The 13,234-nt window shown below is 76.8% G+C and carries 12 protein-coding genes; 8 read left to right on the top strand and 4 right to left on the bottom strand.

Annotation, left to right across the window (positions count from 1 at the left end; all coding sequences use genetic code 11):
• Window positions 1–137 precede the first annotated feature (137 nt).
• The gene (locus WJX68_RS24945; protein ID WP_340295397.1) at window positions 138–941 is read left to right on the top strand and encodes an ESX secretion-associated protein EspG; all 804 of its coding nucleotides are present in this window, start codon (window positions 138–140) and stop codon (window positions 939–941) included.
• Here WJX68_RS24945 and WJX68_RS24940 read toward each other — a convergent pair.
• Window positions 895–2,298: an NAD(P)H-quinone dehydrogenase gene (locus WJX68_RS24940; RefSeq protein WP_340295395.1), complete on the bottom strand. Its 1,404-nt coding sequence runs from the start codon at window positions 2,296–2,298 to the stop codon at window positions 895–897. The genes WJX68_RS24945 and WJX68_RS24940 overlap by 47 nt on opposite strands.
• Before the next feature lie 143 nt (window positions 2,299–2,441).
• On the opposite strand from WJX68_RS24940, the gene WJX68_RS24935 reads away from it, so the two are divergent.
• A complete protein-coding gene (locus WJX68_RS24935; protein ID WP_340295393.1) occupies window positions 2,442–2,900 on the top strand; it encodes a gamma-glutamylcyclotransferase in 459 nt (152 codons plus the stop codon).
• Between the two features lie 79 nt (window positions 2,901–2,979).
• Here WJX68_RS24935 and WJX68_RS24930 read toward each other — a convergent pair whose 3' ends face one another.
• A complete protein-coding gene (locus WJX68_RS24930; RefSeq protein ID WP_340295391.1) occupies window positions 2,980–4,227 on the bottom strand; it encodes an amidohydrolase in 1,248 nt (415 codons plus the stop codon).
• Window positions 4,228–4,708: 481 nt separating this feature from the next.
• Between WJX68_RS24930 and WJX68_RS24925 the strand changes: the two genes are divergently transcribed.
• The 4 genes from WJX68_RS24925 to WJX68_RS24910 are packed head-to-tail and all read left to right on the top strand — an operon-like array spanning window position 4,709 to window position 9,304.
• Window positions 4,709–6,379, top strand: coding sequence for a serine/threonine-protein kinase (locus WJX68_RS24925; protein ID WP_340295389.1), 1,671 nt, complete (start codon window positions 4,709–4,711; stop codon window positions 6,377–6,379).
• Window positions 6,380–6,417: 38 nt separating this feature from the next.
• Window positions 6,418–7,224, top strand: a complete 807-nt coding sequence (locus WJX68_RS24920; protein ID WP_340295387.1) for a purine-nucleoside phosphorylase — start codon at window positions 6,418–6,420, stop codon at window positions 7,222–7,224.
• Complete coding sequence (locus WJX68_RS24915) at window positions 7,221–8,840, top strand: phospho-sugar mutase (protein WP_340295385.1); 1,620 nt, start codon at window positions 7,221–7,223, stop codon at window positions 8,838–8,840. The genes WJX68_RS24920 and WJX68_RS24915 overlap by 4 nt, the downstream gene beginning before the upstream one ends.
• On the top strand, window positions 8,837–9,304 hold the full coding sequence (locus tag WJX68_RS24910) for a flavodoxin family protein (RefSeq protein WP_340295383.1): 468 nt from the start codon (window positions 8,837–8,839) through the stop codon (window positions 9,302–9,304). Before WJX68_RS24915 ends, WJX68_RS24910 begins: the two co-directional genes overlap by 4 nt.
• A gap of 432 nt (window positions 9,305–9,736) precedes the next feature.
• Here WJX68_RS24910 and WJX68_RS24905 read toward each other — a convergent pair whose 3' ends face one another.
• A complete protein-coding gene (locus tag WJX68_RS24905) occupies window positions 9,737–10,483 on the bottom strand; it encodes a GDSL-type esterase/lipase family protein (RefSeq protein ID WP_340295381.1) in 747 nt (248 codons plus the stop codon).
• An 11-nt stretch (window positions 10,484–10,494) separates the two neighbouring features.
• Window positions 10,495–11,118 carry a uracil phosphoribosyltransferase gene (gene upp / locus WJX68_RS24900; protein ID WP_340295379.1) on the bottom strand — a complete coding sequence of 208 codons (624 nt, stop codon included), beginning with the start codon at window positions 11,116–11,118 and terminating at the stop codon, window positions 10,495–10,497.
• 513 nt (window positions 11,119–11,631) lie between these two features.
• Here upp and WJX68_RS24895 point away from each other — a divergent pair.
• Both WJX68_RS24895 and WJX68_RS24890 read left to right on the top strand, forming a co-directional pair.
• Window positions 11,632–11,868 carry a hypothetical protein gene (locus WJX68_RS24895; RefSeq protein ID WP_010230125.1) on the top strand — a complete coding sequence of 79 codons (237 nt, stop codon included), beginning with the start codon at window positions 11,632–11,634 and terminating at the stop codon, window positions 11,866–11,868.
• Between the two features lie 81 nt (window positions 11,869–11,949).
• The gene (locus tag WJX68_RS24890) at window positions 11,950–13,233 is read left to right on the top strand and encodes a primosomal protein (protein WP_340295376.1); all 1,284 of its coding nucleotides are present in this window, start codon (window positions 11,950–11,952) and stop codon (window positions 13,231–13,233) included.
• Window position 13,234 lies beyond the last annotated feature (1 nt).

The following is a 13,234-nucleotide window of genomic DNA, read 5'->3' as shown; positions in this document are numbered from 1 at the left end:
GCGCCTGCTCGCCGACCGTCACGGCGGCGGGCCGCGGGACCCGGACACCGGCACCGACGCGGATCCGGGCGGGGTGCCGGCCCCGGCGGCAGCGGACGACCCCGCCGTCCTGCGCCCCGTGTCCCGCTGGCGGGGCCGTGGCTGAGCCCTGGACCCCGGCCGCCCCGGCGGTCGCGTTCGTGCTGACCGGCGCCGAGTTCGACGTCGTCTGGGAGCACCTCGGGCTCGGCGCCACCCCGGCGGCGCTGCGGCTGCCCTCACCGGGCCGCACCCTGGCCGAGCGGCGGCGGATCGCGGAGGCGGGTGTCGGCGGGCTGCGGGCGCGCGGGCTGGCCGGGCCGTCGGGGCCCGACCCCGCGCTCGTCCGGCTGCTGGTCCTGCTCGCCCGCCCGGACCGCCACCTCGAGGTGCGCGGCGCGTTCCCCGGGCCGCTGCGCGCCGTCGCCGCCGAGCGCGACGGCGACGGCGTCCTCGCCGTCCACACCGGCGGGAGCGTCACGGTGTCCGCCGCGGGCTCCCCCGCGCACGCCGCGGCCTCCGCGCTGCCGCGGTGCCCGGCCGGGCCGGGACCGGCCCTGCGGGTCCCGACCGCCGCGCTGGCCCGGCTGCTGGACCCCGGCCGTCGTCCGGCCGGGACCGGCGTCCCCGGCCCCGGGTGCGACGACGAGCGGCTCACGCAGCTGTTCGCAGGCCCCGCGCACCGCGCCCAGGTCTGCGCCGTCCGGCACGACCGCTGGGGCAGCCCGGCCCGGCTGCCGGGCCACCTGGCCGTCGTCGACACCCGGTGGGGGCGCTACCGGCTGGCCCGCTCCACCGGCCCGCACGGCGGGCCGGAGTGGTCGACCCTGGCCCCGGCCGGGGAGCGGTCGCTGCCCGCCGAGCTGGACGCGCTGTTCAGTCCAGGTCGGAGTGCTGCATCAGCTGACGACCCGCTTCGGTGATCGAGCCCGACAGCGACGGGTACACCGAGAACGTGTGCGCCAGGTCGTCCACCCCGAGCCCGTTCTGCACGGCCATCGCGATCGGCAGGATGAGCTCGCTGGCGACCGGGGCCACCACGACCCCGCCGATGACCACGCCGGACGCGGGGCGGCAGAACAGCTTCACGAAGCCGCGGCGCAGGCCGCGCATCTTCGCGCGCGGGTTGGTCGACAGCGGCAGCATCACGGTGCGCGCCGGGACCTCGCCGGAGTCGATCGCGTTCTGGCTGATCCCGACGGTCGCGATCTCCGGGCGGGTGAAGACGTTCGCCGCGACGGTGCGCAGCCGGATCGGGGACACGCCCTCGCCCAGCGCGTGCCACATCGCGATCCGGCCCTGCATCGCCGCGACCGAGGCGAGCATCAGCACGCCGGTGCAGTCCCCGGCCGCGTAGACGCCGGGCTCGGAGGTGCGCGAGACCTTGTCGACCGGGACGAACCCGCCGCGGTCGGTCTCGATGCCGATCTTCTCCAGGCCGATGTCGGTGGTGTTCGGGATCGAGCCGACCGTCATCAGGGCGTGCGACCCCTCGACGACGCGACCGTCGGACAGCGTGACGCGCACGCCGTCGCCGGTGTTCTCGACCGCGTCCGCGCGGGCGTGCGCCAGGATCTCGACGCCGCGGTCGGCGAAGACCTCCTCGAGCACGGCGGCGGCGTCGGCGTCCTCGTGCGGGAGGACCCGGTCGCGGCTGGAGACCAGGCTGACCCGGCAGCCGAGCTCGACGTAGGCGGAGCAGAACTCCGCCCCGGTCACGCCGGAGCCGACGACGATCAGGTGCTCGGGCAGCTCGTCGAGGTCGTAGAGCTGGCGCCAGTCGAGGATGCGGTCGCCGTCGGGGCGGGCGGAGTCCAGCACCCGCGGGGTGGCGCCGGTCGCGACCAGGACGACGTCGGCGACCAGGTCCTCCACCGTGCCGTCGGCGTGGGTGGCGGTGACCTCGTGCGCCGCGCGCGCCGACGCGGGGCCCGCGAACCGCGCGGTGCCGGCGATGATTCGGACGCCCTCGTTCTCCAGCCGGGACCGCACGTCCGCGGACTGGGCGAGCGCGAGGGACTTGACCCGCTCGTTGACCGCGGGCAGGTCGACCGCGGAGTTGCCGCGGTCCACGAGCACGCCGAGGTCCTCGGCGCGGTGCAGGTCGACCCGGACGGCCGCGGAGGAGATGAACGTCTTGGAGGGGACGCAGTCGTAGACGACGCAGGCGCCGCCCATCCCGTCCCGCTCGACGACGGTCACCTCGCTGCCGTGCTGCGCCGCGACGAGCGCGGCCTCGTACCCGGCAGGTCCGCCGCCCATGATGACGATGCGGGTCACGGGAGATCCCCCTGGAGAAGTCGGTGGTGGTGGACCGGGAGGCGGCCCCGCCCGCCGGCGTCGACGCCGTTCACAGTACGCGTGTCCGATTGTTCGGACCGGGCGGGTCGAACCCGGCGGGGCGACCCGATTACCCTGCACGCGTGCCGCTGTATGCCGCCTACGGGTCGAACATGGACCCCGAGCAGATGAAGGAGCGCGCCCCGCACTCGCCGATGGCCGGGACCGGGTGGCTCCAGGGCTGGCGGCTGACGTTCGGCGGCGAGGACTACACCTGGGAGGGTGCGCTCTCCACCGTGGTGGAGGAGCCGGGCTCGCAGGTGTTCGTCGTGCTCTACGACGTCCCCGAACACGACGAGCGCCAGCTCGACCGCTGGGAGGGCGGTGAGCTCGGGATGCACAAGAAGCTGCGCCTGCGCGTCGCCACCCTCGACGGCAGCGCCCTGGCCTGGATCTACGTGCTCAACGCCTACGAGGGCGGTGATCCGTCGGCCCGCTACCTCGGGGTGATCGCCGACGCCGCGGAGACCGCGGGCGCCCCCGACGACTACGTCAACGAGCTGCGCAGCCGGCCGAGCCGCAAGTCCTCGCCCGGCAACTAGCCCGGGCCGCGGGCCCGCCGCGCCCGCCACGGGGCCGCCCGGTCCGGGCCGGCCCCGCACGGGACCGGCCGGGGCCGGGTCAGGACGCGGCGTGCGCCAGCGCGGCGAGCGCCGCGTGCACCAGCACCCGGGACCCGAACGGCAGGGCCCGCTCGTCCAGGTCGAACGTCGGCTGGTGGATGTCGCGCTGCGGGCCGCTGCCCGGCCACACCCCCAGCCGGGCCATCGCGCCCGCGGAGTGCTCCAGGTACCAGGCGAAGTCCTCGCCGCCGGAGGACTGCTCGGTGCTCGCGTCGGCCTTCTCGCCGCCCAGGGTGACCGCGGCGTCGCGCAGCATGCCGGTGGAGACCTCGTCGTTGACGACCGGCGGGACACCGCGGACGTGGTCGAGCACGTATCCCACCCCGGTGGGGGCCAGCACCGACGCGACGAGCGCGCGCAGCGTGTCCTCCAGCTCGGTCCAGGTGGCGTGGTCGGCGGTGCGCAGGGTGCCGCGCAGCAGACCGGACTGCGGGATGGCGTTCGCCGCGTCGCCCGCGTGGACCGCGCCCCAGGTCAGGACGGTGCCCGAGCGGGGGTCGACGTGACGGGTCAGCAGCAGCGGCACCTGGGTGGCCAGCAGCCCGAGCGCCTGGACGAGGTCCGCGGTCAGGTGCGGGCGGGAGGTGTGCCCGCCCGGGGAGGTCAGCCGCACCTCGATCAGGTCGCAGGCCGAGGTGATCGGCCCGACCCGGGTGCCCAGGCGCCCGACCTCCAGGCGCGGGTCGCAGTGCAGCGCGAAGATGCGCTGCACGTCCTCCATCACGCCCTGGTCGACGACGTCGAGCGCACCGCCCGGCTGCACCTCCTCGGCCGGCTGGAACACCAGCCGGACCCGGCCGGGCAGCGACGGCGCGGACTGCAGCCCCAGCGCCGCACCCAGCAGCATCGCGGTGTGCGCGTCGTGCCCGCAGGCGTGCATGACGCCGGGGACCTCGGAGGCGAACGGCAGGCCGCTCTGCTCCTGCAGCGGCAGCGCGTCCATGTCCGCGCGCAGCGCGACCAGCGGCTCGCCGTGCCCGACGTCGCACACGACGCCGGTGCCGCCCACGAGCGTGCGCGGCTCGAGCCCGGCGCGCAGCAGCGTCTCCGACACCCGCGCGGTCGTGAGGTGCTCCCGGCGGGCGAGCTCGGGCTGGGCGTGGATGGCGCGCCGCCAGCCCACGATCTCGCCCTTGTGCGCGCGCATCCACGACTCCAGCCAGGCCGGACCCGTGCCTGCGCCGAGGTCGTCGACCGGGAAGTCCGCGATCTCCGGGAGCTCGGTGCGGGTCTGCAGCGCAGTCACCTTGTCCTCCTCGTACTGGCCCCGGACGGGTGTGCCCCGTCCGTCCGCGGTCGTCGCGGACGGCGATCCGCACGTTCCCGCCGACTACGATGTTCCTCACCCGTCCGGCGGTGTTCCAGTCGAAATCGTCCGTTCACGCCTCGGCGCGGCGAGGGGTCGGCCGGGTGCTGCCAGCGGGTTCACCGTTCCTGGTGAGCGGCCGCGCGCGACCGCTCCTCCCGTCGGCGAACGGCCGTCCTCGCCGTTCACCGGCGGTTCGACCGTCCGCCACCGGGGACCGGGCGCCACCGATGCCGGGCCGCGCCCGCGCCGCGGCCGGATCGTGACCCGCGGCGCGCCCGTCCCGCCGTTGCGGCCGTCCGGCGTCCGGGACGCACTGCGGTGTGCACACAGGGTGACCGGCGGGGACCGTCGGTGACCTCGCCGGCCGAACGCGGTGTGCGGGGACGGGCCGCGCGGGCGCGATGGAACAATCGGCCCCGTGTCCGTTCCCGAGGGCGAGGTCCAGCGCCGACAGTTCGCCGGGCGGTACCGCGTCGACGGGCCGCTCGGCAGCGGCGCCATGGGCACGGTGTGGTCGGGTTTCGACGAGGTCCTGCACCGCCGGGTCGCGCTCAAGGAGCTGAAGATCCCCGACGGCATCCCGTCCGGGGAGAAGCTGGAGCTGCGCGAGCGGATCATGCGCGAGGCCCGGGCGCTGGCCGGCCTGTCGCACCCGAACGTCGTCACCGTGTTCGACGTGCTCGACTCCGGCGGCGACGAGCCGCTGGTGGTCATGGAGCTGGTGCCGTCGAAGAACCTGGCCGCGGCCATCACCGAGCTCGGCAGGCTCGACGCGGCGCAGGCCGGCGTCGTCGGGCACGGCACCGCCGCCGCGCTGCGCGCCGCGCACCGGGCCGGCATCACCCACCGCGACGTGAAGCCCGGCAACGTCCTGATCTCCGACGACGGCCGGGTCAAGCTCACCGACTTCGGCATCGCCCGCAACGAGTCCGACGCGCCGATGACCTCCGCCGGGCTCGTGCTCGGCTCCCCGGCCTACATCGCCCCCGAGGTCGCCGCGGGCCAGCCGGTCACCCCGGCCGCCGACCTGTGGGGCCTGGGCGCCACGCTGTGGGCCGCCGTCGAGGGGCGGCCGCCCTACGACGTCGACGGCGACCCCGTGCGCACCATCACCGAGGTCGTCGACGGCCCGGTGCCGCTGCCGACGGTCACCGGCCCCGTCGCCGAGGTCATCGCCGGGCTGATGGTGAAGGAGCCGTCCGGGCGGATGCCGCTGGACGAGGTCCGGGCCCGGCTGCGACCGCTGCTCGCCGACCCGGACGACCCGATCTTCCCCGGCTCGCCGGACGTGCCGACGGTGATGGCCCGGGTGCCCGCGCCGGCCGGGCCGGCGTCGCACGCCTCGCAGCGGATGGCCCCCGCGCCGCCCGCCCCGGCCGGTGCCCCGGGGCGCGGTGCGCCGCTCGCGCCGGACCCCGGCCCGCCGCCCGGCCCGCCCTCCGACGTGCCGCCGCGGCCGCGCGGACGGGCCGCGCCGCCGTCGCCGCGCCCGGCCGCGACCGCCCGCGGCGGGGTGACCGACGTGCTCGGCGGTGTCCCGCTGGTCCTGGGCGGCGCCCTGCTGGTGCTGCTCGGCGCGCTCGCGGGGTTCACCGGCGTGCGCGCGCTGGCCGGGCAGGAGCCGCTGTCGACCGTCACCGTCGCCACCGAGCGGTCGCTGCGCACCACCTACCCCGACCCGCTGGGCTTCTCGGTGCCCGTGCCCGACGGCTGGACCCAGTTCCGGTCCCCGGCCGCCGACGGGTCCGTCGTCGTCCGGTTCGTCAGCCCGGACGGGCGCCAGGAGCTGTCGGTGCGCGCCGCGGTGTCCCAGCAGGCCGTCACCGACGCGCTGACCTCCGAGGCGCTCGGCGTCGACGTCGTGTCGGTCGACCCGGTCGAGCAGCGGCCCGACGGCTCCGCCCAGGTCGCCATGACCACCGGGAACGGCCCCGAGCAGCGCCGCACCCTGATGCGGATCGTGCCCGGCCGCGACGCCGCGGGCGGGGTCTGGGTGCTGCAGCTGACCTCGCCGGCCGGGCGGGCCGAGGACGCCGCCACCGGCCTGTTCGACGCCGTCGCGGCGGGCTTCCGCTCCACCTCCGGCTGAGCCGACCGGCCCGGTGGCCGCTGTCTAGGCTGGCGCGCATGGCCGACCCTGCCGACCCCACCGCGCGCGCCCACGAGGCCGCCGCCGAGCTCGCCCGCCGCACCGGCACCGACACCCACGACGTCGCCGTCGTCCTCGGGTCCGGCTGGCGCCCGGCCGCCGACGTCCTCGGCACCCCCGACGCCGAGGTCCCGATGGCCGAGCTGCCCGGCTTCGTCGCCCCGTCCGCGGTCGGGCACGGCGGCACCGCCCGCTCGCTGACGATCGGCGGGACCCGCGTGCTGGTCCTGCTCGGGCGCACCCACCTCTACGAGGGCCACGGGATGGACCCGGTCGTGCACGGGGTGCGGACCGCGGCCGCGGCCGGCGTGCGGACGATCGTGCTGACCAACGCCGCGGGCGGCATCACCGAGGGCCTGTCGGTCGGGCAGCCGGTGCTGATCTCCGACCACCTGAACCTGCTGGCGCGCTCGCCGCTGCACGGCGCGCACTTCGTCGACCTCACCGACGCCTACTCCCCCCGGCTGCGCGCCGCCGCCCGCGAGCTCGACCCGTCGCTGACCGAGGGCGTCTACGCCGGGCTGCCCGGCCCGCACTTCGAGACCCCCGCCGAGATCCGGATGCTGCGCACCCTCGGCGCGGACCTGGTCGGCATGTCGACCGTCGCCGAGACGATCGCCGCCCGCGCCGCGGGGCTGGAGGTCGCCGGGATCTCGCTGGTCACGAACCTGGCGGCCGGCCTGTCCGGGCAGCCGCTGAACCACCAGGAGGTGCTCGACGCGGGCGCCGCCGCCGCGACCCGGATGGGCTCGCTGCTGCGCGACCTGGTCGGCCGCATCCGATGACCCTCCCCGGCCCGCTGCGCGACGCCGCACTGCGCTGGATCGCCGACGACCCCGACCCCGCGACCCGCGCCGAGCTGCAGCGGGTGCTGGCGTCGGCGATGGCCGGCGGCGACGGCGCGGCCGCGGCCGTCGACGAGCTGGCCGGCCGGATGGCCGGTCCGCTGCGGTTCGGCACGGCCGGGCTGCGCGGTCCGGTCCGGGCCGGGCCCGCGGGGATGAACGTCGCCGTGGTGACGCGGGCGACCGCCGGGCTCGCGTCCTGGCTGGCCGCGTCCGCGGCGGGTGGGCGGGTCGTCGTCGGGCGCGACGCGCGGCACGGGTCGGCGGCGTTCGCCGAGGCCACCGCGCGGGTCCTGACCGGCGCCGGGTTCGCCGTGACCCTGCTCGACGGCCCGGTCCCCACCCCGCTGGTGGCCTTCGCCGTGCGGCACCTCGGCGCGGTCGCCGGGATCGCCGTCACCGCGTCGCACAACCCGCCCGCCGACAACGGCTACAAGGTCTACCTCGGCGACGGCGCCCAGCTCGTCGGCCCCGACGACGCGGCGATCGAGGCCGCGATCGCCGCCGCGCCGGCCGCGGTGTCGGTCCCGCTCGGGCCGCTGCCGGAGCCGTCGGACGTCACCGAGGCCTACCTGGAGCGGGTCGCGACGCTGCCCCGGCACGCCGGCGGGCCCGCGCCGCGGATCGCGCTGACCCCGATGCACGGCGTCGGCGGCGCGCTCGCGACCGCCGCGCTGGCCCGCACCGGGGTGCACGACGTGGCCGTCGTCGCGACGCAGGCGGTGCCCGACCCCGACTTCCCGACGGTCGCCTTCCCCAACCCGGAGGAGCCCGGCGCCACCGACGCGCTGCTCGCGCTCGCCGCCGGGAGCGACGCGGACCTCGCCGTCGCCCTGGACCCCGACGCCGACCGCTGCGCCCTGGGCGTGCGCGACGGCGACGGCTGGCGGATGCTCTCCGGCGACGAGACCGGCGTGCTGCTCGGCGACCACGTCCTGCGGACCGGGTCGCAGCCCGACCCGCTGGTCGCGACGACGGTCGTGTCCTCGTCGATGCTCGGCCGCGTCGCCGCGGCCCGCGGCGCCCGGTTCGCCGAGACGCTGACCGGCTTCAAGTGGATCGTGCGCGGCGGCGACGGCCTCGTGTTCGGCTACGAGGAGGCCATCGGGCTCTGCGTCGACCCCGACGGCGTGCGCGACAAGGACGGGATCTCGGCCGCCGTGCTCGCCGCGGACCTGGTGCGCGGCCTGGCCGCGGCCGGGTCGTCGGTGCCGCGCCGGCTCGACGAGCTCGCCGCCGAGTTCGGCGTGCACGCCACCCGGGGCGTGTCGATCCGGATGGAGCCGGCCGCGCGCGACGCCGCCGTCGCCCGGCTGCGCGACGCGCCCCCGCCCGGCTGGGAGGCCGACCGTCCCGCCCCGGACGTGCTGCGGCTGCGCCGGGCGGGCACCCGCGTGGTGATCCGCCCGTCGGGCACCGAGCCGAAGCTGAAGGCCTACCTCGAGGTCGTCGAGGAGCCGACCGGCGACGTCGCCGCCGTGCCCGCGTCGCGCGCGGCGGCCGCGGAGCGCCTGGCCGCCCTGGGGGCCGAGGTGGACGGGATGCTGGCCGGATGAGCGACCCCGCACGGCTGCTGATCGTGCACCACACCCCGTCCCCGGCGACGGCGGAGCTGCTCGCCGAGGTGCGGGCCGGCGCGACCGACCCGGAGATCACCGGGGTCGACGTCGTCGTGCGGGCGGCGCTGGCCGCGACCGCGAGCGACCTGCTCGCCGCCGACGCCGTCCTGCTCGGCACCCCGGCCAACTTCGGCTACATGTCCGGCGCGCTCAAGCACTTCCTCGACCAGGTCTTCTACGTCTGTGGCGAGGACACCCGCGGCCTCCCCTACGGCCTGTGGGTGCACGGCGGCTCCGACACCTCCGGCGCGACGCGGTCGGTGACGGCCGTCGCCGGGGCCCTGTCCTGGACGGCCGCGGCCGCCCCCGTCGAGGTGACCGGCGCCCCCGACGCCTCCGCGCGGGCCGCATGCCGCGAGCTGGGCGCCGTCGTCGCGGCCACGGTGATGCCGGACGGCTGACCGCGCCGTCCTCGGTGATCCGCAGCGCGCACGGTGATCCACGGTCCGCACGGTGATCCACGGTCCGCACGGTGATCCACGGTCCGCGCGCGCTGCAGCACGCGCGGGAGCCGAAACCGCGCGCGGGGGAGACAGTCCGCGGTCGGACCGCCCCGGTGGAGCGGCCCCCCGGCCGCGAACCGGGCGGCACCGCGGCCACCCACGGCCACCCACGGCCGCCGGACGCCCGCGCCCGTCCTGATCCACCGTTCGCGCGCCGCGTCCGGCCGCGCTCGCGCTGCAGCACGCGCGGGCGTGGACGACGCGCGCGGAACACGGATCATGGTGCGGGCGGACGACGGGGGTGGCGGCGCCACGGGGCGGCGCAACCCGACGCAACGCACACCCGGCGCGGCACGAACCCACCGCGTCGGCGTCGTCGCCGCTCCCGACCTACCGGCGCCGCGCGCCCGGTCCGCGGCCCAGATACGCCTCGATCCGGTCCGCCCAGAGCCCGGCGATCGTGCGGTAGGCCCCCGGGCCGGCGTGCAGCCCGTCGGCGGTGCGCCCCGCCGGGAACAGCCCCGCGACGTCGACGTACTCCACGGAGTGCCCCGCCGCCCGGTGCGCCGCCGCGACGCGGGGCAGGTAGGCGTGCAGCCGGGCGCGCTCGGTGCGCTGCCTCGGCAGCGGCGCCCACACCCCGGCCATGATCACGTGGGTGTCCGGGGCCGCGGCGAAGATCCGCTCCAGCATCCGGTCGAGGCTGGTCGCCGTCGCGCGGGCGTCGGCGCCCATCAGCAGGTCGTTGGTCCCTGCGTGCAGCAGGACGACGTCGGGCAGGGCCGCCAGCACCCATCCGCCGGTCAGCGGCACCATCCGGGCCGCGGTCCAGCCCGACCGTCCCTCGTGGTCGGCGTCGGGCAGGGCGTCGGGCCCGGTGCTGCGGGACCCGACGAAGTCGACCGGCACGCCGTCGGCGGCGAGCCGCTCCCACAGCGGGAGGCGGTAGCCGGCGGTCTCGGGGCTCCCGACCCCCACCGTCGACGACGCCCCGAGCGGCATCACGCGCACGACGCCGGGATCGTCGAGCGCGGCGGGCACCTCGGTGTCCTCGGGCCGGTCCGCGGTGGGCAGCACCGACACCGCGACCGCGACGGCGGCCGCGACGAGCCCGGTGGCGACCCGGCGGCCCGGCACGCGGACGGCTCTCAGACCGCGCCGAACTGGCGGTCGCCGGCGTCGCCGAGACCGGGGACGATGAACGCGGACTCGTTGAGCCGCTCGTCGATGCTGGCGGTCACCATCCGCACGGGCAGGCCGGACGCGTGCAGCCGCTCCACGCCCTCGGGCGCGGACAGCGCGCAGACGACGGTGACGTCGTCGGCGCCGCGGCGGGTCAGCAGCTCCACGGTGTGCACCATCGAGCCGCCCGTGGCCAGCATCGGGTCGAGCACGAACACCGGGCGGCCGACGAGGCTGTCCGGCAGCGACTCCATGTAGGGCACCGGCTGGTGGGTCGTCTCGTCGCGGGCCATGCCCACGAAGCCCATCTGCGCCTCGGGCACCAGGTCGAGCGCGGCCTCGGCCATCCCGAGCCCGGCGCGCAGCACCGGGACGAGCACCGGCGGCGTCGCGAGCCGGTAGCCGACCGTCCGCGAGACCGGTGTGTGGATGCGGTCCTCGGCCAGCGGCGCGGACCGGGTCGCCTCGTAGATCAGCATGAGGGTCAGTTCCCGCAGCGCGGCCCGGAAGGTCGCGTTGTCGGTGCGGGCGTCCCGCATGGTGCTCAGCCGGGCCCGCGCGAGCGGGTGGTCGACGACGATCGTGTCCACGGGCGCACAGCCTACGGCGGCGCCGGGGCGCCGAGATCCCCCGTGCGGAGGCGGTGCGGGCCACGATCGGCGGGCGCCGCCCGGCGGCCGCCGGACCGGCACGCCGCCCACCCTGCGACGATGCCGGTACGTGGCCGTCCGGACACCCGCACGTCATCGCACGACGTCGACACGGATGCGTGTCACGGTTCACGAAGCGTGAGAAGCGCGCGCTCACCGACGGGTGACGCCGCGACCGGCCGGTGGGCCCGTCTCGTCCGCCCGGGTGAGGTCCGGGACACGGTCGCAGACCTTGCGTGACAGCGGATCCCCGACGGGATCGGTGATCACCTTCGGTGTCCGGTCGGGCACGTCGCGTTCGCCGGATCGCGTGAACGACCGCGTGTGGTGCCACTATCGGCACGCGCGGTTGCCGATTTCGCGATTCACCTGACCCGAACGGGTGGTATGGCCGAAACGGTGTCACATCGAGGGCTCCGCCGACGCTGTACTAGACGACAAGGAGGTGATCCGATGCCGGAGAACACGACTTCCGAGGAGCAGACGTTGATCGCTGCTGCGGAAAAGCTCACGCAGTGCGACGGATACGTCGTTCTGGCGGTGGACCCGCAGACCGGGGAGGTGGACGCACACGGCCCGTTCGACGGGATGACGGCGACCATCAAGGCCGACCAGCTGCGCCGCGACTTCGACCGGGGCGGGCTCGAGGACGTGTCCATCGGTGTGGTGCGCCTGCACTCCCAGGCCTGACCCCCGCGACCACGACCGCCGGGCCGGCGACACCCCGTGGTGGGACCGGCCGGCGGACCGGACCGACGATAGGCTCGCCGCGTGGCAAGCGACATCGTCCCGATCCGGCTCGCTCTCACCCGGGGCGACGTGGTCTCCCTGTGGGCTCCCCCGTGGCGGGAGGACGGCGAGGAGTGGGAGGCGTTCCTCGGCGACGACGAGCACGTGTTCGTCTTCGACGAGGTGGCCGGCCTCGCCGCGTACGTCCGCACGGCGCCCGAGCACGACCTGACCGACCACCCCGCGTGGTCGGCGGTGCCCGGTCTCTCGGTCGCCGAGCTGACCCCCGACGAGACCCACCGCTTCGACCTCGTCGGGCTGCCCGCGCTGGCCGCGGCCGATCCGGACGCGTGGACCGTGCAGGAGCTGCACGAGGCCGTCTCGATCGTCCGGTCGCTGGCCGACGTCTGCGACCTCACCGACGTGATCGCCGCCCTCGACGGCGAGCCCGCCTTCGCGCTGCTGCGCGAGGGGGAGCAGGCCTTCGCCGGGCGGGACGGCGCGAAGCGCTGGTCGGCGCTGTCCGAGGCCGTCGCCACGCACTGGGACGGCATCGTCGACACGGTCGACGCGCTCGTCGCCACCCCGGAGGTGGACCCCGGAGCGCTGGACAAGGCCCGCGCCGAGGAGCAGGAGCTGCGCGACCGGCTCGCCGCCGAGCCCCTCGACGACGACGAGGCGCTCGAGGCCGCCGCGCTCGCCGCCGGCACCGACGGGTCCGCCAGCACCGGCACCACCGACGGCGGCGACGACGACGCCCCGGCCGGGTTCTGGGCCGAGGTGGGCATCGACCCCATCCGCATCGAGATCGGCGACCGCTCCGTGGTGACCCTGCGGTGCTACCTGGAGGACCGGCCCGTCTTCCTCGGGTCCGACGGGCGCATCGACGCGTTCGGCTCCGAGCGCGCGCTCTTCCGCGCGCTGGCCGACCGCGAGCACGCCGCCGTCGCGGGGACCGACCTGACCGCGGCCGTCACCTTCGCCGACGTGCTCGACGCGGCCGCCGTCGGCGAGCTCGACGGCGGCGTCGAGGACATGAACACCTACGTGCTCACCGGGATCGGCGCGGACCTCGCCGAGGGCGTGCTCGACCTGGACCCGGTGCAGCTGGACCTGGCCGCCGAGCTGCTGACCGACGTCGGCGAGTGGGCCGGGGACCCCGAGCCCGCCGACGCACTGGCCGAGTCGGCCAGCCTCGGCTGGCTGGTGTCGTTCGTCGTGCGGCCGGACCCGACGCGGATGGCGCCGAGCCCGCCGTTCGCGCGGGAGGCGCAGACCTGGGGCGAGCTCGTCGCCGGGCTCGAGGCCCGGCTGCGCGTGCACTAGG

The sequence above is a fragment of the Pseudonocardia spirodelae genome (genome assembly GCF_037727765.1).
Taxonomy (GTDB): Bacteria; Actinomycetota; Actinomycetes; order Mycobacteriales; family Pseudonocardiaceae; genus Pseudonocardia; species Pseudonocardia spirodelae.
Note: the sequence above shows the minus strand (reverse complement) of the source record. Positions and strands in the feature narration are given on the sequence as shown.